At 65.5% G+C, this 24,156-nt stretch carries 22 protein-coding genes; 12 read left to right on the top strand and 10 right to left on the bottom strand.

All coding sequences use genetic code 11. The annotated features are described in order from the left end of the window. Nucleotides 1-316: 316 nt before the first annotated feature. Together DAEP_RS0108545 and DAEP_RS0108540 are read left to right on the top strand one after the other, a co-directional pair. Nucleotides 317-1,612: an adenylosuccinate synthase gene (locus DAEP_RS0108545; RefSeq protein ID WP_008554384.1), complete on the top strand. Its 1,296-nt coding sequence runs from the start codon at nt 317-319 to the stop codon at nt 1,610-1,612. After that, entirely contained in the window at nt 1,612-1,848 is a 237-nt protein-coding gene (locus tag DAEP_RS0108540; protein WP_008556627.1) for a DUF2842 domain-containing protein, read from the top strand. The genes DAEP_RS0108545 and DAEP_RS0108540 overlap by 1 nt, the downstream gene beginning before the upstream one ends. A 228-nt stretch (nt 1,849-2,076) precedes the next feature. On the opposite strand, the gene DAEP_RS24210 is transcribed toward DAEP_RS0108540, so the two are convergent. Next, a complete protein-coding gene (locus tag DAEP_RS24210) occupies nt 2,077-4,131 on the bottom strand; it encodes a hypothetical protein (protein ID WP_027244368.1) in 2,055 nt (684 codons plus the stop codon). A gap of 140 nt (nt 4,132-4,271) precedes the next feature. Here DAEP_RS24210 and DAEP_RS0108530 point away from each other — a divergent pair, with 140 nt between their 5' ends. Continuing rightward, nucleotides 4,272-4,958, top strand: a complete 687-nt coding sequence (locus DAEP_RS0108530; protein ID WP_027244367.1) for a thiamine diphosphokinase — start codon at nt 4,272-4,274, stop codon at nt 4,956-4,958. Here DAEP_RS0108530 and DAEP_RS0108525 read toward each other — a convergent pair. The 7 genes from DAEP_RS0108525 to dctP all read right to left on the bottom strand — a co-directional run bounded on the left by DAEP_RS0108525 (nt 4,945) and on the right by dctP (nt 12,234). Continuing rightward, nucleotides 4,945-5,859, bottom strand: coding sequence for a DMT family transporter (locus tag DAEP_RS0108525; protein ID WP_027244366.1), 915 nt, complete (start codon nt 5,857-5,859; stop codon nt 4,945-4,947). The two genes, DAEP_RS0108530 and DAEP_RS0108525, sit on opposite strands and share 14 nt — an antisense overlap. A gap of 252 nt (nt 5,860-6,111) precedes the next feature. Next, on the bottom strand, nt 6,112-7,485 hold the full coding sequence (locus DAEP_RS0108520) for an L-serine ammonia-lyase (protein ID WP_008554316.1): 1,374 nt from the start codon (nt 7,483-7,485) through the stop codon (nt 6,112-6,114). After that, nucleotides 7,485-8,192, bottom strand: coding sequence for a glutathione S-transferase family protein (locus DAEP_RS0108515; RefSeq protein ID WP_027244365.1), 708 nt, complete (start codon nt 8,190-8,192; stop codon nt 7,485-7,487). The genes DAEP_RS0108520 and DAEP_RS0108515 overlap by 1 nt, the downstream gene beginning before the upstream one ends. A gap of 414 nt (nt 8,193-8,606) precedes the next feature. Beyond that, nucleotides 8,607-9,365 carry an alpha/beta fold hydrolase gene (locus tag DAEP_RS0108510; RefSeq protein ID WP_036760538.1) on the bottom strand — a complete coding sequence of 253 codons (759 nt, stop codon included), beginning with the start codon at nt 9,363-9,365 and terminating at the stop codon, nt 8,607-8,609. Then, nucleotides 9,365-10,666: a TRAP transporter large permease gene (locus DAEP_RS0108505; protein ID WP_027244363.1), complete on the bottom strand. Its 1,302-nt coding sequence runs from the start codon at nt 10,664-10,666 to the stop codon at nt 9,365-9,367. The genes DAEP_RS0108510 and DAEP_RS0108505 overlap by 1 nt, the downstream gene beginning before the upstream one ends. Beyond that, the gene (locus DAEP_RS0108500) at nt 10,666-11,175 is read right to left on the bottom strand and encodes a TRAP transporter small permease (RefSeq protein WP_008555918.1); all 510 of its coding nucleotides are present in this window, start codon (nt 11,173-11,175) and stop codon (nt 10,666-10,668) included. Before DAEP_RS0108500 ends, DAEP_RS0108505 begins: the two co-directional genes overlap by 1 nt. 75 nt (nt 11,176-11,250) lie before the next feature. After that, nucleotides 11,251-12,234 carry a TRAP transporter substrate-binding protein DctP gene (gene dctP, locus DAEP_RS0108495; protein WP_008557392.1) on the bottom strand — a complete coding sequence of 328 codons (984 nt, stop codon included), beginning with the start codon at nt 12,232-12,234 and terminating at the stop codon, nt 11,251-11,253. Nucleotides 12,235-12,432: 198 nt separating this feature from the next. Between dctP and DAEP_RS0108490 the strand changes: the two genes are divergently transcribed. Beyond that, nucleotides 12,433-13,335 carry a LysR family transcriptional regulator gene (locus DAEP_RS0108490; RefSeq protein WP_245595072.1) on the top strand — a complete coding sequence of 301 codons (903 nt, stop codon included), beginning with the start codon at nt 12,433-12,435 and terminating at the stop codon, nt 13,333-13,335. On the opposite strand, the gene DAEP_RS0108485 is transcribed toward DAEP_RS0108490, so the two are convergent. Beyond that, nucleotides 13,330-14,226 carry a LysR family transcriptional regulator gene (locus tag DAEP_RS0108485; RefSeq protein ID WP_027244361.1) on the bottom strand — a complete coding sequence of 299 codons (897 nt, stop codon included), beginning with the start codon at nt 14,224-14,226 and terminating at the stop codon, nt 13,330-13,332. The genes DAEP_RS0108490 and DAEP_RS0108485 overlap by 6 nt on opposite strands. 122 nt (nt 14,227-14,348) lie before the next feature. On the opposite strand from DAEP_RS0108485, the gene cuyA reads away from it, so the two are divergent. After that, nucleotides 14,349-15,365 carry a D-cysteate sulfo-lyase gene (cuyA, locus tag DAEP_RS0108480; protein ID WP_027244360.1) on the top strand — a complete coding sequence of 339 codons (1,017 nt, stop codon included), beginning with the start codon at nt 14,349-14,351 and terminating at the stop codon, nt 15,363-15,365. A gap of 134 nt (nt 15,366-15,499) precedes the next feature. Further along, entirely contained in the window at nt 15,500-16,486 is a 987-nt protein-coding gene (locus tag DAEP_RS0108475; RefSeq protein ID WP_027244359.1) for a YeiH family protein, read from the top strand. A gap of 245 nt (nt 16,487-16,731) precedes the next feature. On the opposite strand, the gene DAEP_RS0108470 is transcribed toward DAEP_RS0108475, so the two are convergent. After that, the gene (locus DAEP_RS0108470) at nt 16,732-17,508 is read right to left on the bottom strand and encodes a methyltransferase domain-containing protein (RefSeq protein WP_027244358.1); all 777 of its coding nucleotides are present in this window, start codon (nt 17,506-17,508) and stop codon (nt 16,732-16,734) included. A gap of 139 nt (nt 17,509-17,647) precedes the next feature. Between DAEP_RS0108470 and rpiA the strand changes: the two genes are divergently transcribed. The 6 genes from rpiA to DAEP_RS0108440 all read left to right on the top strand — a co-directional run bounded on the left by rpiA (nt 17,648) and on the right by DAEP_RS0108440 (nt 24,105). Further along, a complete protein-coding gene (gene rpiA / locus DAEP_RS0108465; RefSeq protein ID WP_027244357.1) occupies nt 17,648-18,436 on the top strand; it encodes a ribose-5-phosphate isomerase RpiA in 789 nt (262 codons plus the stop codon). 281 nt (nt 18,437-18,717) lie between these two features. Further along, nucleotides 18,718-20,073: a glutathione-disulfide reductase gene (gene gor / locus DAEP_RS0108460; RefSeq protein WP_008557951.1), complete on the top strand. Its 1,356-nt coding sequence runs from the start codon at nt 18,718-18,720 to the stop codon at nt 20,071-20,073. A gap of 80 nt (nt 20,074-20,153) precedes the next feature. Then, nucleotides 20,154-21,299 (top strand): FtsH protease activity modulator HflK, encoded by a 1,146-nt coding sequence (gene hflK, locus DAEP_RS0108455; RefSeq protein ID WP_008553490.1) that lies wholly within the window; start codon nt 20,154-20,156, stop codon nt 21,297-21,299. After that, complete coding sequence (gene hflC / locus DAEP_RS0108450; protein WP_008553807.1) at nt 21,299-22,180, top strand: protease modulator HflC; 882 nt, start codon at nt 21,299-21,301, stop codon at nt 22,178-22,180. Before hflK ends, hflC begins: the two co-directional genes overlap by 1 nt. Beyond that, nucleotides 22,180-22,374: a DUF2065 family protein gene (locus tag DAEP_RS0108445; RefSeq protein ID WP_008553688.1), complete on the top strand. Its 195-nt coding sequence runs from the start codon at nt 22,180-22,182 to the stop codon at nt 22,372-22,374. Before hflC ends, DAEP_RS0108445 begins: the two co-directional genes overlap by 1 nt. Nucleotides 22,375-22,665: 291 nt before the next feature. Next, nucleotides 22,666-24,105 carry a Do family serine endopeptidase gene (locus DAEP_RS0108440; protein ID WP_245595071.1) on the top strand — a complete coding sequence of 480 codons (1,440 nt, stop codon included), beginning with the start codon at nt 22,666-22,668 and terminating at the stop codon, nt 24,103-24,105. Nucleotides 24,106-24,156: the final 51 nt, after the last annotated feature.

The raw sequence follows: 24,156 nt of genomic DNA, 5'->3' as shown, positions 1-24,156 counted from the left end.
GCTGGGGGATCGCGATCGTCTGGGAGCATGGCATAAGGCCGTGAGGATCGCGTGAAGGGGGCGTACGGCGGGGACGCAACACCCTGCCCGGAATCAAGGCGCGCAGCGCCGCCGGGCTGCGCCTGCCTGCCCGTCACGCCAAGGCGTGCTTCCAGCACGGCGGCAGGCGCATTCGCGCCCGCCCAGGCAGGCGCAGCCCTCTGCGATAGAGCGAAAACCTTGGCGAAGCTGCCTCCTGCGGCGAATTTCCGGTTCCACTGCCTGCGCAGCATCGCTATATGAGCGTGGGTTTGAACCAGACTGTAAAGGACCGGATATGGCCAATGTCGTCGTAGTCGGCGCCCAGTGGGGCGACGAAGGGAAAGGCAAGATCGTGGACTGGCTGAGCGAGCGCGCTGACGTGATCGCCCGCTTCCAGGGCGGCCATAACGCCGGCCACACGCTGGTCATTGACGGCAAGGTCTACAAGCTGCACGCGCTGCCCTCGGGCGTGGTGCGCGGCGGCAAGCTGAGCGTCATAGGCAATGGCGTGGTGCTGGACCCCTGGCATCTGATGAAGGAAATCGCGACCGTTCAGGCGCAGGGCGTGGAGATCACCCCCGAAACCCTGATGATCGCCGAGAACACCCCGCTGATCCTGCCGCTGCATGGCGAGCTGGACCGGGCGCGCGAGGAAGCGGCCAGCAAGGGCACCAAGATCGGCACCACCGGCCGCGGCATCGGCCCGGCCTATGAGGACAAGGTGGGCCGCCGTGCGATCCGGGTTGCCGACCTGGCGGATGAGGCGACCCTGGTTGCCCGCGTCGACCGGGCGCTGCAGCACCATGACCCGCTGCGCAAGGGCCTGGGCGTCGATCCGGTGGACCGCGACGCGCTGATTGCCCAGCTCAAGGAGATCGCGCCGCAGATCCTGCCGTTTGCCGCGCCGGTCTGGAAGGTGCTGAACGAGAAGCGCAAGGCGGGCAAGCGGATCCTGTTCGAAGGCGCGCAGGGCGCGCTGCTGGACATTGATTTCGGCACCTATCCGTTTGTGACCTCCTCCAACGTGATTGCGGGCCAGGCGGCGACCGGTGTCGGCATCGGCCCGGGCTCGATCAATTACGTGCTGGGCATCGTGAAGGCCTATACCACCCGCGTCGGCGAAGGCCCGTTCCCGACCGAGCTGGAGGACGCGGACGGCCAGCGCCTGGGCGAGCGCGGCCATGAGTTCGGCACCACCACCGGGCGCAAGCGCCGCTGCGGCTGGTTTGATGCCTGCCTGGTGCGCCAGACCTGCGCCACCTCCGGCATCAACGGCATCTCGCTGACCAAGCTGGATGTGCTGGACGGGTTCGAGACGCTGAAAATCTGTGTCGGTTACGAGCTGGACGGCGAACGTCTGGACTACCTGCCGACCGCCGCCGACCAGCAGGCCCGCTGCACCCCCATCTATGAGGAGATGCCGGGCTGGAGCGAGTCGACCGAAGGCGCGCGCAGCTGGAACGACCTGCCCGCCAATGCGATCAAATACGTGAAGCGCGTGGAAGAGCTGATCGAATGCCCGGTCGCGCTGCTCTCCACCAGCCCGGAGCGGGACGACACCATCCTGGTGACCGACCCGTTCGCCGACTGATGGCTGAGAAGCAAGGCCTGAGCTACAAGGCCCGGCGGCGCTGGGCCTTGATCATCCTGCTGGTCGGGATGCCGCTCTACATCGTGGCCGCGGTCACGGTGATGAACTGGCTGGACCGGCCGCCGCTGTGGCTGGAGCTGATTGTCTATGTGGGCCTCGGCATCGTCTGGGTGCTGCCGTTCAAATTCGTGTTCCGCGGCGTGGGTCAGGCAGACCCGGACGCTGAGGACCAGTAAGGCGAGGGGCGCTGCCCCGCAGGTTTAACGGGGAGAGGGGCGCTGCCCCTCCGGTTTGACGGGAAGAGGGGCGCTGCCCCGCAGGTTTGACGGGGAGAGGGGCGCTGCCCCTCTTGGCCTGCGGCCAATTCACCCCGGAGTATTTTGGGAAAGATGAAGCCCGCGAGGCTTTGGAAACGGAAAAAGGCGGCCTTGCGGGGCCGCCTTTTTTGATTGTCTGGCCAAGGGTCAGCCCGCGGCGCGTTTGCCGGGTTTGAAGCCGATGTCGCCGGAGGCGGTGAACTGGCCGTTGCCGGAGCGTTCAATCTTGCCGTCGCGCAGGAGCTGGCCGAAGGAGCGCAGCCCGTCCTCGCGGTTGAAGTCGCTGCTGCCGGCGCTGCGGACCTTGTTCATAAGCTGCGGGCGCGAGAAGTGGTTGCGGCCCTCCACGAAGCTCATATAGGCGGCGGCGGCTTCCAGCAGCTCATGCAGCTCGGCGGCGCCGCGTTCTTCGGCGTAGGCGGCAAAGCCGCTGCCGCCGGTTTCGGGCTGCTCCCCCAGAACCGCGGCGGAGACCCGGCGCGGGCGCACCGGCTGGCCCGCGGCCTGACCCGCAGACGGGTCCGCGGCCGCGCCCTGGTCGATGCGCTGGGCCGCAACCAGTTTCAGCGGCGCCGGGCGGGACGCCGGGGCGGGCGGGCGCTCGGAGCTTGCCTGGCGGGTTCCCGGGCGGCGCGGGCGGACCACGCTGGCGAGATCCTCGCGGTAGGCTTTCGCGTCGTCGCTTTCGCCGGAGCCCCCTGCGGGACCGGCCTTGGCAGCCGCCACGGCGGCGCGCAGGTGGCTGTAGGCCTCGCGCGAGGAGGCCGATTCGGGGTCTTCGAGCCGTTCATCCGCGGCGGCCATCAGGCGGCTGACATCGCTGTCGGCCAGGCGGGAGGCTGCGGGCTGCGCCGCGGCAGTGCTGCTGTCATCGCTGGCGGCGGTGTCATCGGGCTGCTCCGACGCGGCCAGGATTTCCGCTTCCACTTGGGCCAGTTCGCGCATCAGGTCGGCTTCGTCCTCCTCCGACAGCGCCGCCGGAGCGGGGTCCGGCTGCGGCCGGCTGCCGGTGTCCTGCAGGCGGCCCGAGGCGAGGGCCTTGTCGAAATCGCTGCGCTTGACCTTGGTGATGCGCACGCGCGGCGCAGGGGCCGGGGCGGGCGCCTCGTCAGCGTCCTCCTCTGCCGCCAGGCTGGCAGCCGCATCGTGGCCGTCCTGATCTGCCGCGCCGCCGTCTTCAAGGTCCGCGAACAGGCTGGTGCCGAGGGCATCTTCGTCGGTCTCTTCAGCCTCTTCGGCGCGGGTGTCCGGCTGCTGTGCCGCTGCGCGGCCCAGGTCCAGACGGTCGAGGGCGCGGGCGATGTCGTCCTCGTCCTCGTCATCGAAACCGGTGGCGCCGGTGGCGTCGTCCTCCCCCAGTGCGTGGGCGATTTCCGCGGCGGCGGTTTCCAGCATGTCGTCGGCATGCTCGTCTTCGCTGAAGTCCTCTTCGGGCGCCTGGGCCACCACGGCGCGGATGCGCTGCAGCTTGGCCGCGATGCTGTCGGCGGCCGGTTCCTGGGGCTGTTGCGGCGCCGGGGCGGTGTCCTCTGCCACTGCCTCGGAGATGTCCTCTGCCACTGCGTCGGAGATGTCCTGAGGCTCGGCTTCGCTGATTTCCAGCAGCTCGACCGGTGCGGTGTCCGCGTCCTGCTCCGGCTGCGGGACGGCGCTTGCCTCTTCGAGTGCGGCGGCGATGGTTTCTTCGGCTTCGGCTTCGGCTTCGGCTTCGGCTTCGGCTTCGGCTTCGGCTTCGGCTTCGGCTTCGGCTTCGGCTTCGGCTTCGGCTTCGGCGGAGTGCTGCGCTTCGGCCTCTGGTTCCGCGGCCGCCGTTTCTGCGATGGCGCTTACGGGCGTTTCAGTTTCAACGCCGGCGGCCGGGTCTTCTGCCGGGGCCGGGGCGGGCTGTTCCGCCACCGTTTCGGTAACGGGAGCTGCCGCGGGTGCCGGGGCGGCGCCAAGCGCCGGGGTGGCGGCGCGCAGGTGGATGCCGCTCTCGCTGGTGCGGGCCTCGACCTGGCGGGCGATCTCGCGCTGGGCGATGCGGGCCAGCATGTCGGCATCGGGCTGCGGCGGCTCGGCGCCGAAGTAGCGGTCGTCGGCGGCCAGGTCGCGGAAATACTCGGCGATGGCCTTCATCGTGCCGAAGGAGTCCTCGAACCCTTCCAATGTGCAGGAAAAGGTCCCATAGGATACCGTCAAGACTTTGTTATTGTGTACCATCAGCTCGCTCGTCTTCGCCACATCTGTTGCCATTCACCTTATTGGCTGGAAGGACCAATTTTGCTCGAATCCGTGCAATTGATCGTATCATTTTGTGTTCAGATTGTGACCTGTTTCCAAAACAGGCGGGAATATGCCGAATGGACAGACTGATTGTTGAAGCACCGGAACCAATCACCCTGATCGGCGGCGGCGAAATCGCCACCGGCGCGCTGGAGGAGGCGCTGGCGCTGGCGCCCGGCCTGGTGGCGGCGGATGGCGGCGCGGCGGCGGCGCTGGCGGCGGGATACCGGCCGCAGGCGGTGATCGGGGATTTTGATTCGCTGTCTGAGGATGTGCGGGCGCAGCTTCCGCCTGACAGCTTGCATCCGGTGGCGGAGCAGGACAGCACCGATTTCGACAAGGCGCTGCGCTCGATTGCGGCGCCGGCGGTGCTGGCGGTGGGGTTCCTGGGGGCGCGGGTGGATCACCAGCTGGCGGCGTTCAGCACGCTGGTGCAGGGGCATGACACCCCGTGCGTGCTGATTGGCGAAACCGAGGTGATCTTTCACCTGGCGCATGAGGTGGCGCTGCCGGCGCGGGCGGGGGAGGTGATTTCGCTGTTCCCGATGCAGGAGGTGACAGGGCGTTCGGAGGGGCTGGAGTGGCCGATCGAGGGGCTGGTGATGTCGCCGATGGGGCGGATCGGCACCTCGAACCGGGCGCTGGGGCCGGTACGGCTGCTGCCGGAGGGCCCGGGCCTGCTGGCGATTGTGCCGCGGCGGCGGCTGGCGGATGTGCTGCGCGCGGTCCGGCTGGACCTCAGGCGGGATCTTAGGCGGGGTTGATGCGCTCTTCGGTTTCGGAGGGCTTGCGCTCGCGCATGACCGCATAGAGGCCTGCGCCGATGGTCAGCAGGATGCCGAAGGCGGCAAGCGTGTTGGGGAGTTCCGCAAAGACCAGCCAGCCGAAGAACACGGCCACCGGGATTTCCAGATATTGCATCGAGGCGAGGGTGGAGGTGGGGGCGAACCGCAGGCTCCAGGTCATCAGCAGATGCGCGATGGTGCCGAGGGCGCCCGCGGCGGCCAGCAGGCCCCAGGTGTCCGGCGGCGGCAGGGCGGTGGAGAGGGCGGCAACGCCGGCGGCATCGCCGATCAGCAGCACCGGGGCCAGCAGCACGGTGCCCATGACGCCGGCCACCGCCTGAACGGAAATCGGGTCGGTTTCCTTGGCGATCTTGCGGGTGATCAGCATGAACAGGGCAAAGATCACTGCCACCAAGAGCGGCCAGAGGGCGTTCCAGCCGACCGCGGCAAAGCTGGGCTGAATCACCAGCAGCGTGCCGCTGAAGCCGATCACGCAGGCGCCAAGGCGGTGCAGGCCGACGTCCTCGTGCAGGACAAATTTGCCCAAGAGCAGCATGATGAACGGCATCACAAAGGCAATTGCCACCGCATCGGCCAGGGGCAGGTAGCGGAAGGCGGTGAACATGGCGGCAATGCCGCCCATCTGCAGAAGCGTGCGCAGGAACAGGAGCGGCGCCACCCGGCGCGACAGGCTGAGCGGCAGCCGGAGGGCCAGCGCCAGCGGCAGCAGGATCGCGGCCTGGGCGGCGAAGCGGATGAAGACGATCTGGGCAACCGGCACCCGGTTGGTCAGCAGTTTGGCAATGGCGTCGCCCAGCGGGATCACCATGCAGAAGCCCAGCATCAGGGCGATGCCGAGGAGGGGCCGGTCCTGTGTCATGGCGCCACGCTAGGCCCGCAACAGCCCTCGTGCAAGCTGGAGTTGCGGGGGAAGGAGAGACGTTGCGTCCTCTTTGGGCCGTGGCGCGCAGCGGCACGGCCCGTGCCTTGGCCTCCGCCCGTTCGGGCCTGAAACACTCCCCCGGCGTGTTTCCGAGACGGCCTTCACTCCCCCCGGGAAGGCGCATTCGCGCCTCCCCAAGGTCAGGCCCGGGCCTTATGTCATGCTATCTTTTCCGGAAAGGGGAGTAACTCAGCAGTTCGGCACGTTCACCGCGAGGCCGCCGAGCGAGGTCTCCTTGTACTTGTCGTGCATGTCGGCGCCGGTCTGGCGCATGGTTTCGATGCAGGCGTCCAGCGGCACGAAGTGCTGGCCGTCGCCGCGCAAGGCAAGCGATGCGGCGGAAACCGCCTTGATCGCCGCCAGCCCGTTGCGCTCGATGCAGGGGACCTGGACCAGGCCCTTCACGGGATCGCAGGTCATGCCCAGGTGATGCTCCAGCGCGATCTCGGCGGCGTTTTCCACCTGTTCGGGCGTGCCGCCCATCACGGCGCAGAGGCCCGCGGCGGACATCGCGGCGGCAGAGCCGACCTCAGCCTGGCAGCCGGCCTCGGCGCCAGAGATAGACGCGTTGTACTTGACCAGGCCGGCAATTGCGGCGGCGGTCAGCAGGAAGTCCTCGATATGGGCCTCAGACGCGCCCGGAACATGGTCGAGGTAGTAGCGGATCACAGCCGGAAGGGTGCCTGCGGCGCCGTTGGTGGGGGCGGTCACGACCTGGCCGCCGGCCGCGTTCTCCTCGTTCACCGCCATCGCATAGACGCTCATCCAGTCGTTGATGGTGTGCGGCGCGGTCTGGTTGAGGCCGCGTTCGGCCATCAGCGCGTCATAGATGCCCTTGGCGCGGCGGCGGACCTTCAATCCGCCCGGCAGGATGCCGTCGCGCTCCAGCCCGCGGTTGATGCAGTCGTTCATCACCTGCCAGATCCGGGCGGTGCCCTTGGCGAGGCTCTCGGAGCAGCCGCGGGAAATCTCGTTGGCGCGCTTCATCTCGGCAATCGACTTGCCGCTGGCCTTGGCCATCTCCAGCATCTCGGCTGCGGATTTGAACGGGTAGGGGACCGGGTCGCCCTCGTCGGTCGCCTTGCCTGCGGCCAGTTCCTCCTCGGTGACGACAAAACCGCCGCCGATCGAGTAGAATACCTGTTTCAGGATCACGTCGCCCTGGGCATCGGTGGCCATCAGGATCATGCCGTTGGCGTGGCCCGGCAGCGCGTGATCATAGTCGAAGATCATGTCGGCCTTGGGGTCGAAATGCAGCGCGCCCAGCCCCTCGGGGTGCATGGTGTGAGTCTTGTTCAGCTCCGCCAGAAAGGCCTCCGCCTTTTCGTCATCATAGTCATGCGCGACAAAGCCGCCGAGGCCGAGGATGGTGGCGCGGTCGGTGGCGTGGCCGACACCGGTGAAGGCAAGCGAGCCGTGCAGCGAGGCGCGCAGCCCGTGGAATTCAAAGGGCGAGGCGCGCATCATGTCGAGGAAGCGCGCGGCGGCGACCATCGGCCCCATGGTGTGGGAGGAAGACGGGCCGATGCCCACTTTGAACATGTCGAAAACGGAGAGGAACATCAGGTGGCTGATCCTTCTGGGGGATTGGCGTAGGCCGGGGAAGTGAACGGGGTGGCACCGAGGCCCTCGGCCTCGCGCGCCGCAGAAACGGCGGGACGGTGTTCCAGTGCGGCGCAGAGGCGCTGCAGGCTGGGGTAATGGGCCAGGGTGAACCAGGACTTGTCCCCTTGCGCGGGGTAGAGCGCCATCCAGCGGATCTGGCAGGCGAGGTAATAGTCCAGCACAGAGGGCTGCGGCGCGCCGAGCCAGACGGGGCGGGCGGCGGCGGCCTGGTCGAGATGGGTCAGATGCACGTGCAGCCGCTGGCGCAGCACGGTTTGCAGCTGGTCCTGATGGGCCTTCTCCGCGCCGGTGTATTTGTCCGGGTAGAACAGCATCCGCAGGTCGGCGTGCAGGGTGTTGGAGGCAAAGAACAGCCATTTCAGGAAGGCGGCGCGGTGCGTGCTGCCGGGCTGCGGCGCCATCGCCGCGTGGCGTTCGGAGAGCCACAGCAGGATCGCGGCGGTCTCGAACACCGCGCCATCGGGTGTTTCCAGCACCGGGATCAGCCCGTTCGGGTTCAGCGCCCGGTAGGCGGGGCTGTTCTGCGCCTGCGCCCGGCGGTCGACCAGCAGGGTTTCATACGGCTGGCCAAGCTCCTCCAGCACCAGCCGGATGACCAGCGAGGCGTTGTCGGGGGCGTAATGCAGGCGGTACTCGGGTTTCATGACGCAGTATTATGACGCAGACGCGCGGAATATGTGTCCGTTTCCGGCGTTTCCAATAGGAAACCCGCCTTTGTGATGCATGTTTGCCGGGCAGGTTCGTCTGCGGCGGAGAGAAGCCGTTCAGGCCTGTCGCAGCGATAGGCAGTTTAGAGGTCAACCCGGTCATCCTGGTTTTTATCTGCGCGCGCTTGCAGCGGAGGAAATGCTGCATGCGCTTGAAATCTGGCGCTGTGAAGCGGCGATGAAACCGGCCATTTCTGCGGCGCGCAGCGAGGCAGGAACGGTCAATTCACTAGGAGCGGGACTAAAACAGACCTTTGCCAGCTACTGCCCTTGCGGAAAGCGGAGAGGCAGAACAGGTTGCTCCCGGAACAGCAAGTGCCGCTGCGAATCCGATGGTTACTTGTTGGCACTTCAGTCTTCCTGCAGGAAGTCGCGGATCAGGGACTGGAACAGGGCCGGTTTCTCCAAATGAACCGCATGGGATGCACCTGGCACCACTGATAGGCGCACGTTGGGCAGGTTGGTCCACAGCGATTCAACCTGGGGCCATCGGTAAGAGCGGTCGGAGTCCCCCCAGACAACCAGCGTCGGCATGGTCAGCCGCGGCAGTGCCTGACGTCCATCCCAGCCCGCCATCGCTTCCAGCGCGGCCAAAGCGGCCTGGGGGCTGGCCTGTGCGCCGATTTCCGTCAGCAGAGGGTAGCCCCGCGCGGCGTCTCCGGCTTTGAACCAGGTTGCCCCGATGCGTGTGATGGTCTTTGCCACGCCGTCAGACAGCAGCCTTTCACGCGATACCGTGATGGGTTCGAAACGGTCTGGCATGAGGCCTAGCGGGCCAGTGCCATAGAGGATCAGCTTCTGCACAGCGGCGGGCCGGGCCGCTGCCATTTCCTGCGCGATCATGCCGCCCATCGAATGGCCCATCAGAATGAACTCGCGAACGCCCAAGTCATCGAGAAGCGTGAGAACCGCCTCTGCCATTGCGCGGATTGTGCTGCAGCCCGGCTGGCCGGCTGCGGCGGCAAACCCCGGAAGGTTGGGCGCGATCACATCGTACTCTCCGCTGAAAGCATCGATCTCGCTCTGCCACTGGGCAGCGCCGCCCAGGTAGCCGTGCACCAAGACCAGAACCGGGCCGGATCCGGCACGCACATAGGGAAGTTTCGGCATTAGCGCATCTGCTCCGGCAGCCAAAGCGCCACATCGGGCGACAGGATGAGAATGGAGATGAGCAGGATCATGGCGGCGATGAAGGGCAGGCAGCCCATGATCACGTCGCCGATGCTCACCTGTTCGCGGCCGATGGCCTGGATCACATAGAGGTTCAGTCCCACTGGCGGCGTCAGCACCGCGATTTCCATGGTGATGGTGTAAACAACGCCGAACCAGATCAGATCGAAGCCTGCCGCGTCCATTAACGGGTAGATGGTCGGCAGCGTGATGAAGGTCATCGACACCGGTTCCAGGAACATGCCAAGCACGATGTAGAAGACCAGCACGATGGCGAGTACGGTATAAGGCGACAGCTCGAAGGACAGGAACAGGTCGGTGAACTGCTGCGGCACCCGGTAGTAGGTCAGCACAAAGCCGAACAGCACGCCGGCCGAGAGCAGCAGCCCGAGGTAGCCCATGGTGCGCATGGTGGCGAAGATGGCGCCCTTGAAACCCTGCCAGTTGAGGTCACCGACCCAGAAGGCCAGCACCACGGTCAGGAGGGCGGCAACCGCAGCCGCTTCGGTCGGAGTGGCGATGCCGGCATAGATCGCAACGGTGATCACCAGACCGATCAGGATGACCGGGCCGATGGTGCTGAGGATCATCTTCAGCGGCATCTTTGCGGCGTCTTCGCGGCCGGGAATGTCCTCAGGCTTCATCATGCCCCAGATCAGCACCACCACCACGAAGCTGGAAACCAGGATCAGTCCGGGGATGACGCCCGCAATAAACAGGTCGCCGATACTTTGGTCGGTGACGATGCCGTAAAACAGCAGGATGAGGCTGGGCGGGATCAGCACCGACAGGGTGCCGCCCGCGGCGAGCACGCCGCTGGACAGGCGCTTGCCATAGCCCAGCCGCAGCATTTCCGGCAGCGCGACGCCGCCGATGGTGAGCGCCCCCACCATCGAGGAACCGCAGACCGCGCCGAAACCTGCACTTGCCCCGATGGAGCCATAGGCCGCAGAGCCCTTGATCCGCACGCCCTGATGCAGGAATTGGTAGAGGTTGGGCCCGATGCTGGAGCGTCCGATCAGTTCACCCAGGAACACGAACAGCGGCACCGCCAGCAGGATGTAATCGATCCAGACGCCCCAGAGCTTCAGCTCAGACGAGACAATGGAGGTTTCCCAGCCCTGGATCTGCCAGAGAAAGGGCAGCGAGGCCGCCGCCAGGGCAAAGGGGATGGGCAGGCCGATGGTGATGAACATCATCAGCAGCCCCAGCAGGCCGAGGCCGACAGTATACCATTCCATTAGAGGTCTCCCGACGGGGCCGGGGTGCGGATCAGCCGGATCAGACGCAGCGCGGCATAAAGTGAGAACAGCACCAGCGCCGTGGCGCCGGGGGCCCAGAACAAATAACGGGGCCAGTGCAGGATTTCGGAGGCAACGCCGGAGTTGAACGAGCGGATCGTGGCGCTGACGCCGGCATAGGCAAAGAAACTGCCAACGCCCAGCATCAGGATATGGTTGACGATATCCAGCAGCCGCCGGGCGCCGGGGCGAAGCAGCTCAGTGATCATCGTGACCTTGGGAAAGGCGTCTTCGCGCAGGGCGTAGGCGAGGCCGGCAAAGGCAACCGGAAACAAAAGCAGGGCCGTGGCTTCGGTGACCATCCGGTCGGGTTTCCCGAGGCCGTAGCGCACGAAGACACCGTAAGAAATCCACAGCATCTGCAACAGAACCACAGCGGCGCCCGCTCCGGCCAGCCAGACGACGGCGCGTTCCACGGCCCGGATCAGGCGGTCTAAACCGTCATCCATGACAGGGCTCCTTGTTGGAGGTGTTCAGATCCCGGCGGCGGGCAAGTGGCCGCACCGCCGGGCCGGGGGGAAGCCTTAGGGCGCGTGGCTTGCCAGAAGGGAGCGGATGCTGTCGGCCATTTCCGCGCCGCAGGCCTCGTTCACCGTTTCATCCCACTTGGGTTTGACGCTGGCGATCAAGGCTTCGCGCTGCTCGTCCGGAATGGACACCGCCGCACCGCCGCCCTGCATGACCGCATTGCCAACCTGCTGGTCGACCCAGGCCTCATAGCGCGGCTGCAGCCATTTTTCGGTCTCTGCCGCCGCAGCGGTCAGAGCCGCCTGTTCCTCTGCGGTCAGGGCGTCGAACTTGTTCTTGTTCATCATGTATTGGATGTTGCCGTAGAACAGGTTGGCGTTGACCATGTAGGGCATCACGGTCCACAGCTTCCAGGAGCTGTAGGTGGCAACCCCCATGTTGATGCCGTCGACGACACCGCGTTCGGCCGATTGGAACACTTCCTTGGGCGCCACGAATACAGGCTCGCCGCCCCAGGTCTCGATCATCATGCTGACCAGCGGACCAATCGAGCGCACCAGCTTGCCGTCGAGTTTGCCGATGTCGCTGATCGGCTCTTCGAACCACCATTCCTGATCGTAGGAGTAATTCGAGTTGAACAGCGGCACCAGGCCGGCGTTTGCCGCCTCATCCCGGATCAGCTCGGCATAGGCAGCATCAAGCCCGGTCTGGTCCTCCAGGCTCACCTCGGCGGGGTAGAGCGAGGTGACCGCGTAGCAAGGCAGGCGGTTGTCGGCGTTGATCCAGCTGATGTCGGAGACGCCGCCCTGAACGGAATCCACGCCCTCGGACCAGCCGTGCAGCGTGGCCGAGGGGAACACCTCAACCTTGACGGAGCCGCCGGTCTTTTCCGCCACCAGCTCCGCAAAATGGGTGAAACCCTGATAGCGGATGTCGGATTCGTTCACGTAGGTGCTGAGGCGCAGCGTGGTCTCGGCGGAGGCCGCGCCTGCGGCCAGGGCAGCCGCCAGGGCAACCGCGGATGTTGTCGTTCTGATCATTCGTTCCTCCCTTGAAACTCGGGCTTTGTGGCGCCTCTCACGGACGCCGGACCCGCGGCTCCCCCTTCTGGTGATTTTGGCCTGAGGCCCGGGATGCCTGACCAGAAGGCTAGGTGCTGCCGTGCGGGGTTGGCTAACTCAAAAAATACATTAAACTATGCAAAAGCCGCATAGATGTTTGTTTCCAGAGCTTTGGGAATGAACTGGAGGGGTACATTGGACATCAACTGGCTGCGGGATTTTACCTGCCTGGCGCGGACGCTGAATTTTACCCGCGCTGCGGAGGAGCGGAACATCACCCAGTCCGCCTTCAGCCGGCGGATCAAATCGCTGGAGATCTGGATGGGGGTGCCGCTGATCAAACGGTCCAGCTACCCGGTGCAGCTGTCCGAGGCGGGTCAGCAGTTTCTGCCGGTGGCGCTGGAGCTGATTGCGAACCTTACCGACATCCGCCAGACCCTGCGGGCGAAGGAGCAGGGCAGCACAGCGTTTCAGCGGGTCGCCGTGCTGCACACGATCTCGGTCAATTACCTGTCGCTGCGGATCGCCGAACTGGAGGACAGCATCCCGAACCTGCGGGTGCGGATCTATTCGGACAACCTGCGAACCTGCTGCCAGCTTTTGTCAGAAGGCACCTGCGATTTTCTGCTGTATTACCGGCACAAGGACGTGCAGCCGGTGTTCGATGAGGCGCAGTTTGCCCGCAAGGACATCGGCGTGGAGCTGATGCTGCCGGTGGCGGAGGCCGCCGCGGCACACGCCGGGGGATGGGATCTGGATCGCGGCGGGCGCGGGCCGTTTCCCTATCTCGGCTATGATCCCAGCAGTTTCCTCGGGTCGGTGGTTGATCAGACCATCGGCAGCCGCACGCCGCCCTTGTCGCTGCGCTACATGGATGCGCTGACCGAGGCGATCAAACGCCGGATGCTGTCCGGCAGCGGTATCGCCTGGCTGCCCGAAAGCGTGGTGGCGGCGGAGCTGGCCGCAGGCCGGGTGGTTCAGGTCGGCGGCCCTGCCTGGCAGGCGCAGCTGACCCTGTCGCTGTTCTGCTCGCTTGAACGCCTGGACAAGACCGGGCTGCAGGTGTGGGAAGCGCTATGAGAGGCCGGGGCAGTCCGGCGCATCGCCCAGCAGGCGCCAGACGGTTTCCTCCTGACGGCTGCTGCGCCCGGCGAGGCGGATCATCACCACGCTCAGCTCTTCCGCGGGCAGGCCGGGCACGCGCAGCAGGCGGGAGGCTTCAAGATGCGGCCTGACCAGGCTTAGGGGCAGCCAAGCCACGCCGATCCCGTCCAGCGCATATTCGCAGGCCGCCAGCGTCAGCGCAGTTTCGGCCTTGGGCAGCAGCACGGTGCCGTCCGGCAGCCGGGGATGAATTGCGTGGCTGGCTACCCGGCCGAGAAACACATCGGACGGGTAGGTGATTGCGGGGATTTCTGTTTGCTCCAGCGCGGCCATAAGGGAGGGCGCTGCCACCGGCACCAGCTGGTCGGTTCCCAATGCGCGGGTGCCGAAGGCATCGGGAAGCGCAAGGTTTCCGCCGCCGGTCCAGTCATAAGCGACGGCGAAATCCGCATCGCCTGACAACAGCTGCATCAGGCAGGCATCGCGGTTGCCGGAGCGCACCCGGACCGGCTGGTCCTGCGCCGAGGTCAGCAGTTTCACGATCCAGGGCGATATGGTTGCCGTGATCGCGTGCTGGCAGGCAAAGGCAACGCCGCGGCCGCCGCTCTCAACCGATATCTTCAGGTCGTGCTCCAGGCGGCGCAGGCGGGCGCTGAGTTCGCGCAGTTCAGGCTCCATCGCCATCACGCCGGGCAGGATCGTCACCGGTTTGCGGGAGCGGTCAAAGAGATTGACACCAAGGCGGCTCTCGATGCCGCGCACCCGCCGGGTGAAGGCGGGCTGGGTCAGCAGGCGCTGATCCGCCGCGCGCGCCAGCGAGCCGGTGTCAATCACCGCAAGTATGTCGTCAATCCAGTCCAGTTGCATGGCGGCAGATTACTTGGAAAATCCAATAACATGCAAGACTGGCAATTTGTGGTGCAAATTTTGCATTAGTTTACCGGATTAAGGCCAGTTAACTTGCATCAAATCCACCTTAGGAGAGCCCCATGCATCTTGCCCGCTTCCCCCGCCGTTTCATCGCCCATCTGCCCACCCCGCTGGAGCGGCTCGACCGTCTGAGCAAGGAACTGGGCGGGCCCGAGATCTGGATCAAGCGGGACGATTGCACCGGCCTGTCCACCGGCGGCAACAAGACCCGAAAGCTGGAATTCCTGATGGCCGAGGCAGAGCTGGAAGGGGCCGATATGGTCATGACCCAGGGCGCCACTCAATCGAACCATGCCCGCCAGACCGCGGCATTTGCAGCCAAGCTGGGGCTGGACTGCCACATCCTGCTGGAAGACCGGACAGGATCCAACAACGAGAACTACAACAACAATGGCAACGTGCTGCTGGACCACCTGCATGGCGCTACAACTGAAAAACGCCCCGGCGGGCTGGACATGAATGCGGAAATGGAGGCCGTGGCCGAGAAATTCCGTGCGGACGGCCGGAAAGTCTACACGATCCCCGGCGGCGGCTCCAACCCGACCGGCGCGCTTGGCTATGTGAACTGCGCCTTCGAGATCCTGCAGCAGACCAATGCCGGCGGGCTGAAGATCGACCATATCGTCCACGCCACCGGCTCTGCGGGAACCCAGGCGGGGCTGATCACCGGCCTGAAGGCAATGAACGCGCAGATCCCGCTTCTGGGTATCGGTGTCCGCGCGCCCAAGCCCAAGCAGGAAGAGAACGTTTATAATCTGGCCTGCGCCACAGCGGAGAAGCTCGGCTGCGCCGGGGTCGTTCAGCGCGAGGATGTTGTGGCCAATACCGATTACGTCGGTGAGGGCTACGGCATCCCGACCGAAGGCGGCCTGGAAGCGATCCGCATGTTTGCGGAGCTGGAGGCGATCCTGCTGGATCCGGTCTACTCCGCCAAAGGGGCCGCAGGCTTTATCGACCTGATCCGCAAAGGGCATTTCAAGAAGGGCGAGCGTGTCGTCTTCCTGCACACCGGCGGCGCGGCGGCACTGTTCGGATATGATGCCGCCTTTGACCACAAGGCCCGCTGGACATCCTGATCCGCGTTCTTCTGTGCGGCCTGCGCTCTTAGGGCCGCACATTCTCTGTAGAATGCCATGCTCTGTAGAATGCCATGCCTGCCCCATGACCGCGGCCAGTGCGTGCATTTGCACCTCCGATTGAGAAGAGGCCAATGATTTCGGCGATCAAACTGCGCTGGGACAGCCATTTGGGCGGCATACTGCTCGTCTGCGTGATCGCCGCCGCTGCAACCTTCCTGTCCGAGCATTATGGCGCGCCTGCTATGCTGTTTGCGCTGCTGATCGGGATGGCCTTCCATTTCCTGAACGCCGACCCGGTATTTTCACCCGGCTTGGACCTGTCCGCCAAGACCCTGCTGCGCGTTGGTGTCGCTCTGCTCGGGCTGAGACTGAGCATCGGCGATGTGGAGAGTGTGGGGCTGGGCGCGGTCGCCGCCGTGGCCGGATTTGTCATTGCCACCCTGGCTTGCGGGGCGGCCCTGTCCTTCCTGTTCGGCCGCCGCCTGGCCTTCGGCCTGCTTGCAGGCGGATCCGTGGCGATATGCGGGGCCTCCGCCGCGCTTGCCATTGCGTCCGTTCTGCCGCCACGCAGCGGCCGCGAGCAGGACACCCTGTTTGTGGTGATCGGCGTTACCGCCCTTTCGACCATCGCCATGATTGTGTACCCGGTCCTCTTTGCCGCGCTGGGGATGAGCGATCTGGAAAGCGGTTTTCTGATCGGCGCCACCATTCACGATGTCGCCCAGGTGGTCGGGGCTGGCTATACCATCAGCGAAGAGGCCGGTGTCATCGCTACCTTTGTGAAAATGGTCAGGGTGGCTTTGCTGCCCGTGGTGATGCTTCTCGTCATGGCCAGCTTCCGCGGCGCGCAGACGCAAAGGCTGCCGCTGCCGTGGTTCCTTGTTCTGTTCATTGCCCTGGCGGTTCTTGCAAACACCGTGCCAGTGCCGCAGGAAATTACCGATGCGGCAGGCACCCTGTCGCGCTGGTGCCTGGTCATTGCCATCTCGGCACTTGGCGTGAAGACCAGCCTCGCCACGATCCTGAAGGTAAAACCCAGCTACGGTATTATCCTTCTGGCCGAGACGCTGTTTCTTCTCGCCCTTGCGGTCGTCTTTGTCATGGGCTTCGGTTTGTAAGCGCGGGCGGTCTAAGGCCAGCGGAAAACCTCAAAGCCCGAACGGCCGCTTCAACGGCACACGCTGCATCGCAACGCTGGGCGCGCTGTGTGCGCGAACAGATGCAGCGTCAGCATATGTCTAATTTCTAATGTCCGTTTCGTCCCGCACCGCAGACGTTCGGATTGACCGCGGGGCGCGGCTGGTTTGAGGCCGGGTTGCGTGGCGCGCGGGGGCGGCCGTTGGCGCGGGCAGCGTCTGCCGGCTCAGATCCGCCGGGCAGTGCAGACGAAATGGGTGAGGGAGAAGAAGAACCGGCCCTCTGCCGCCAGTTCCTCCTGCTCCTGCGCCCAGGCGGCGGCGTCATCTTCGTCGGTGGCGTCGGTCTGCACCGCATAGGCGCGGATCAGGCGGATCAGCACGGCGGCGAGGCCGTCGGGGCGCAGGCTGGTGTCGCAGATGGTGACGGGGCGCATCGATTCGAAGGCAAAACCGCAGCCGCGCAGTTCCTCCGGCAAGCGGGCAGGCACCGCGCGTTCGGCCAGGTGGTGGTCCCAGATGTCCAGGAACCGCTGCATCCGGGCGCGGTTGTCGCTGTGCCAGGCGAAGGTGTCGAAGTGGATGTCGCCGATCACCAGGCGGCCGTCCGGCTTCAGCACAGTATGCAGGGCGCGCAGCACCGGGCGGCGGCTGGTGATGTATTCGAACACCTGCACCGACACTGCCTTGTCGAAGCTTTCCGGCTCAAACGGCAGGCTGGCGGCATCGCTTTCGGTCAGGGTGGTGTTGCTGCGCCCCTGCAGCCGCTGGCGGGCGGCGGCGAGCATGTCGGGGCTGGCGTCCAGTCCGGTCACATGGCCCGCGGGGCCAGTGGCGCGGGCCAGTTCCTCTGTCAGCAGGCCGTTGCCGCAGCCGAGATCCAGAATCCGGTCGCCCGGCTGCGGTGCCAGCGCGTCGAAACTGGCGCGCCGCCGCCGTGTGACGTCTCCGCCCTGATAGGCGTCTTCCAGCACGCGGGTGGTTTCCTCGTCGAATTTCAGCATGACTGCGGTCCCCCCTTAAATTTAAAACCTTAGGCCGGAATGGCGCGGTTTCCACTTTTGGGACGTTGCAAAACCCCTCTCGCGCCCGGGCGGCAAACTGCCTATAACCGCGGCAAACGCGTATCACGGAGCCGAACATATGACCGGAGAACTGTCGCCCATCGACAAGGCGAAATTCGTAGCTGCCAAGCGGGCGGCCGAAATGGTGGAGGACGGGATGCGGGTCGGCCTCGGCACCGGCTCCACCGCGGCCTGGCTGGTGCGCTGCCTGGGCGAGATGGTGCAGAAGGACGGGCTGAAGATCACCGCCGTGCCGACCTCGTCGCGCACCGCCGCGCTGGCCCGCGATGTGGGCATCAACGTGGTGTCGCTGGACGAGGCCAAATGGCTGGACATGACCATCGACGGCGCCGATGAGTTCGATGCCGACCTGAACCTGATCAAGGGCGGCGGCGGCGCGCATCTGCAGGAGAAGATCGTCGCCACCGCCTCGGACCAGATGGTGGTGATTGCGGACGCCAGCAAATCGGTCGAGACCCTGGGCGCCTTCCCGCTGCCGGTGGAGGTGCTGCGCTTCGGCTGGCAGAGCAGCCAGGCGCTGATCGAGGAAACTCTGGTGTCGATGGACGTGATGGGCCGCAGCACCACCCTGCGGATGAACGGCGATGTGCCGTTTGTGACCGACGAGGGCAATTATATTCTGGACCTGCATCTGCACCGCATCGGCAACGCCCGCCAGCTGGCGCTGGTGCTGAACCAGATCCCCGGCGTGATCGAGAACGGGCTGTTCATCGACATCTGCGACACCGTGGTGATCGGCTATGGCGACGGCCGGGTCGAGGTGCGCGACATCAACGAGGGCACTGTCGAGAAGGACAAGCTGGAGTTTGTCGACACCGACAACCTGTTCACCGACCTGCACGATTGAGCTGCGGCTCAGTGTGAGCTTTGCCCCCGGCCGGCAGGCCGGGCCGCGCCCGTCCCGCAGCTGCCGGGGCGGGCGTTTTGCGTTTGTCCCGGCGGCGCGGCGCTGCCGGGCGCGCGCGGGCTGGCTGCCGGCCCGGGTGCTGAACTGGCCATCCCGCTTCACAACCCCGCGTGAATCCGCGCCAAAAGGTTGAAAGCTGCGCAATAACGCCCACTTGGGCATATGGCGTTTGGTGCTCCGTTGTGGGATACCAGCACAGGACATGCGAAGGGCGGATATTCATGAGCTTTGATTACGATCTGTTTGTCATCGGCGGCGGTTCCGGCGGGGTGCGGGCGGCCCGCGTCGCGGCGCAGGAAGGTGCCAAGGTTGCGCTGGCAGAGGAAGACCGCTATGGCGGCACTTGCGTGATCCGCGGCTGCGTGCCGAAGAAGCTGATGGTGTTTGCCTCCGAATACGCAGGCATGGTGGAGGACGCCCAGGCCTATGGCTGGGACATTCAGCCCGGCGCCTTCAACTGGGATACCTTCAAGGGCAAGCTGCACGCCGAGCTGGACCGGCTGGAAGGCGTCTACCGCAATATCCTGAAGAACAACGGCGTCGAAAGTTTCGACCAGCGCGCCAAGCTGGCCGATGCCCACACGGTGGAACTGGCCGACGGCACCCGCAAGACCGCCAAGCACATCCTGATCGCGACCGGCGGCTGGCCGTCGGTGCCGGACTTCCCGGGCTGCGAGCTGGCGGTCACCTCGAACGAGATGTTCACCCTGGACAAGCTGCCCGAAAGCCTGCTGATTGTCGGCGGCGGCTATATCGCCTGCGAGTTTGCGGGCATCATGAACGGGCTGGGCGTCAAGACCACCCAGTATTACCGCGGCGCGCAGATCCTGCGCGGCTTTGACGACGAGGCGCGCGGGCTGATCTCCGAGGAAATGTGCCAGGCGGGCATTGATGTGCATCTGGGCACCAACGTGCTGGAGATGCGCCGGGACGGGGACAAGATCCGGGTCAAGTCGACCAACGGGCAGGAACGGCTGTTCGACAAGGTGATGTATGCCACCGGCCGCAACCCGAATGCGGACAATCTGGGCCTGGAAGAGATCGGCGTGGAGCGCGGCCGCAAGGGCGAGATCGTTGTCGACGAGTACAGCCAGACCTCGGTTCCCTCGGTTTACGCGATCGGCGATGTGACCGACCGGGTGGCGCTGACGCCGGTGGCGATCCGCGAGGCGATGGCCTTTGTCGAGACGGTGTTCAAGGGCAACCCGACCAGCCCCGATCACGAGCTGATCCCGACCGCGATTTTCACCCAGCCGGAGATGGGCACCATCGGGCTGAGCGAGGAAGAGGCGGGCGAGCGGGAGCCGATCGAGGTCTATGCGACGTCCTTCAAGCCGATGCAGCAGGCCTTTGCCGGCCGGGCGCAGCGGGTGCTGATGAAGCTGATCGTCAGCAAGGAAACCCGCAAGGTGCTGGGCTGCCATATCGTCGCACCCGGTGCGGGAGAGATGATCCAGCTGGCCGGAATCGCCGTAAAGATGGGCGCAACCAAGGAAGATTTCGACCGCACGGTTGCGGTGCATCCGACAATGTCGGAAGAGTTGGTAACGCTGAAGACTCCGGTGCGCTCCAGATAAGGGGCGGCGCCGGCAATAACTGACACCACATGCCGCCTGTCGTGAAAGATCACGGGCGGCAGCAAACGGATAGGAGACAAATGGCGGGCAATAGCGGTGGCCCATGGGGGGGCGGCGGCTCCTCCGGCGGCGGAGGAGGCAATCGGGGCAACAACGGCGGTAAGAACGGCGGCGGCGGCCGCAAGCCGGAAGATCCCCAGATCCCCGAAATCGACGAGCTGGTGAAAAAAGGCCAGGAACAGCTGCGCGTGCTGATGGGCGGGCGCGGCGGCGGCGGCCGCGGCGGGCGCGGCGGACCGGGCGGCGGCGCGCCGCTGTTCACCAAGGGCACGCTGGGCCTGGCGGCTGTTGCGGCTGTGGTCCTGTGGGGCTTTGCCAGCATCTATACCGTCAAACCGGAAGAACAGTCGGTTGAGCTGTTCCTGGGGGAGTATTCCGCGACCGGCCAGCCGGGCCTGAACTTTGCCCCCTGGCCGGTGGTCACCTATGAGGTGATCCCGGTGCGGGTCGAGCAGACCGAGAACATCGGCGCCGGCTCGCGCGGCGGCGAGGCAGGGCTGATGCTGACCGGCGATGAAAACATCATCGACGTGGATTTCCAGGTGGTCTGGAACATCTCCGACCCGGCGAAATACCTGTTCAACCTCGCCAACCCGCGCACCACCATCAATGCGGTGTCGGAATCGGCCATGCGCGAGATTATCGCCCAGTCCGAACTGGCGCCGATCCTGAACCGCGACCGCGGCGCGATCACCGCCCGTCTGGAAGAGCTGATCCAGACCACGCTCGACAGCTACAACAGCGGCGTGAACATCGTGCGGGTGAACTTTGACGGTGCCGATCCGCCAGAGCCGGTGAAGGACGCCTTCCGCGAAGTGCAGTCGGCAGGCCAGGAACGCGACCGGCTGGAAAAGCAGGCTGATGCCTATGCCAACCGCAAGCTGGCGGGCGCCCGCGGCCAGGCCGCGCAGACGCTGGAAGAGGCCGAGGCCTACCGCGCCCAGGTGGTGAACGAAGCCCAGGGTGAGGCGAGCCGTTTCAGCGCGGTTCTGGAGGAATACCAGAAAGCGCCGGAAGTGACCCGCAAGCGCCTGTACCTGGAGACCATGGAGCAAGTGCTGAGCGGTGTGGACAAGATCATCCTGGATGACACCACCGGCGAAGGCGGGCAGGCCGTCGTGCCGTATCTGCCGCTCAATGAACTGCGCCGGACGGAGGAAAACTGATGCGGAAATCTACTCTTCTTCTGCCGGTTCTGGTGGTTGCGGTAATTGCTGTGCTGTCGGCGGTCTTCATCGTGGACGAACGGCAAAAGGCGCTGGTGCTGCGCTTTGGCCGGGTTGTGGACATCAAGGAAACGCCGGGTCTGGCGTTCAAGGTTCCGGTTATCGACAATGTCGTGCGTTACGATGACCGTATCCTGAGCCTCGAAGTCGGTCCGCTGGAGGTCACTCCGCTGGACGACCGCCGTCTGATCGTTGACGCTTTCTCGCGCTACCGGATCGCCAATGTGGAAACCTTCCGCCAGGCGGTTGGCGGCGGCGGCATCGGCGCCGCGGAGCAGCGACTGGACAAGATCATGCGCGCTCAGACCCGTGAGGTGCTGGGTTCGGTCAGCTCCAACGACATCCTGTCGTCGGACCGGGCCGCGCTGATGCTGCGGATCCGCAACGGCGCGATCACTCAGGCCCGCCAGCTGGGTCTGGAGGTGATCGACGTGCGGCTGAAGCGCACCGACCTGCCGCAGGCCAACCTGGAAGCCACCTTTGCCCGGATGCGCGCCGAGCGCGAGCGGGAAGCGGCGGACGAGATCGCCCGCGGTGAAGAGGCGGCGCAGCGGGTGCGCGCCCAGGCCGACCGGACCGAGGTCGAGCTGGTCTCCGAAGCCGAGCGCGAGGCCGAGGTGATCCGCGGTGAGGCGGACGCAGAGCGCAACGGCATCTTCGCCTCTGCCTATGGCGCCGATCCGGAGTTCTTTGAGTTCTACCGCAGCCTGAACGCCTATGTGGGCGCGCTGCAGGGGAACAACTCCTCCATGGTGCTGTCGCCGGATTCCGATTTCTTCAACTATCTGAAATCGTCTGACGGCAAGCCCCTGGTGCAGTGATGGGCTTCGTCCTGCTGGCCCTCGGGCTGGTTCTGATCGCAGAGGGGCTGGTGTACGCACTGGCCCCTTCGCTTGTCGAGCGCTTGCTGGAGATGCTGCGCGCGCTGACCGAAGAGCAGCGCCGCAATGCCGGGCTGGCGGCGCTGGCGCTGGGGCTGATCCTGGTCTGGCTGGCCTACCGGATCGGGTTCTGACGCGCCGCGGCACACGCAGAATTTCAGCGAAACTTCAGGTCTGCCCTGTTAGGATGGCGCCAACAGGGCCTGCGCCTGCGGCTGCGGCCGGTTTTCCCGCTCACAGCCGCTTTATTCCTTGCAACATTTGTTGCGGGCTGGGCGGAAGTTCTTACATTGGGTGCATAAGAGTCCCCCGGGCGTGTCCGGCGTTTGCGCCGGGCCGGGGGAATAGAAGAATTAGACAGGACAAGGAGTAGTTCCGTGCAGCCACAGGCAATTGCAATTTCCGGCCAGGCAGGCAGCAGGGGCATGACGATGCGCCTGATCTGGCTTGCGGTGCTGAGCATGGCGGTCCTGCTGATGCAGGCGGTATCCGCGATGGCCCGGCCCGAGAGCCTGGCGCCGCTGGCCGAGCGGGTGAGCCCGGCGGTGGTCAACATCACCACCACCACCGTGGTGGAGGGGCGCACCGGGCCGCAGGGCATCGTGCCGGAAGGCTCGCCGTTTGAGGATTTCTTCCGCGAGTTCCAGGACCGCAACGGCAATGGCAGCCGGCCGCGCCGCTCTTCGGCGCTGGGCTCCGGATTTGTGATCTCCGAGGATGGCTATATCGTCACCAACAACCATGTGATCGAGGGCGCCGACGAGATCGAGATCGAGTTTTACCCGGGCGAAGGCCAGCCCAAGGGGCTGCTGCCGGCCGAGGTGATCGGCACCGATCCCAATACCGATATCGCTTTGCTGAAGGTCAAGGCGCCGGCACCGCTGAAGTTCGTCAAGTTCGGCGACAGCGACACCGCCCGCGTCGGCGACTGGGTGGTGGCGATGGGCAACCCGCTGGGGCAGGGCTTCTCGCTGTCCGCGGGCATCGTGTCGGCCCGCAACCGCGAGCTGTCGGGGTCTTATGACGACTACATCCAGACCGATGCGGCGATCAACCGGGGCAACTCCGGCGGGCCGCTGTTCAACATGGACGGCGATGTGGTCGGCGTGAACACCGCAATCCTGTCGCCCAATGGCGGCTCCATCGGCATCGGCTTCTCGATGGCCTCCAACGTGGTGGTCAAGGTGGTCGAGCAGCTGAAGGAATTCGGCGAGACCCGCCGCGGCTGGCTGGGCGTGAAGATCCAGGATGTGGATGCGGACCTGGCCGAGGCGATCGGGCTGGAAAAGGCGCGCGGTGCGCTGGTCACCGATGTGCCGGACGGCCCGGCCAAGGATGCGGGCGTGCTGGCCGGTGACGTGATCGTCAGCTTTGACGGTGTGGACGTGCGCGACACCCGCGGCCTGGTGCGTCAGGTCGGCAACGCCGAGGTGGGCAAGACCGTGCGTGTCGTTGTCTACCGCGAAGGCAAGACCGAAACCCTGCGGGTGACCCTGGGCCGCCGCGAGGATGCGGAACGCGGTCCCTCCGCCCCCGAGACCGGCAATGGCGCGCCGGATTCCTCCGAGAAGGAGCTGCTGGGGCTGTCGGTCGGGGCGCTGACCGAGCAGATGCGCAGCGAGCTGAATGTCGGGGAAGAGGTCGAGGGCCTGGCGATCCTGTCGGTGGACGAGACCTCGGAAGCCTGGGAGAAGGGCCTGCGCGCCGGCGATGTGATCACCGAGGCGGGCCAGCAGAAGGTCGTCTCGGTCAGTGATCTGGAAGCCCGCGTCGAGGAGGCCAAGGAGGCAGGCCGCAAGTCGCTGCTGCTCCTGGTGCGCCGCGGCGGCGAGCCGCGCTTTGTGGCGCTGAATCTGCCGGAGTGATCCGGGGCCTATGAAGTCCTGAGACTAAGCTGGAAAGGCCGGGCGGATGCC

The sequence above is a fragment of the Leisingera daeponensis DSM 23529 genome (genome assembly GCF_000473145.1).
GTDB lineage: Bacteria > Pseudomonadota > Alphaproteobacteria > Rhodobacterales > Rhodobacteraceae > Leisingera > Leisingera daeponensis.
This window is presented reverse-complemented; position numbering and strand designations above follow the sequence as displayed.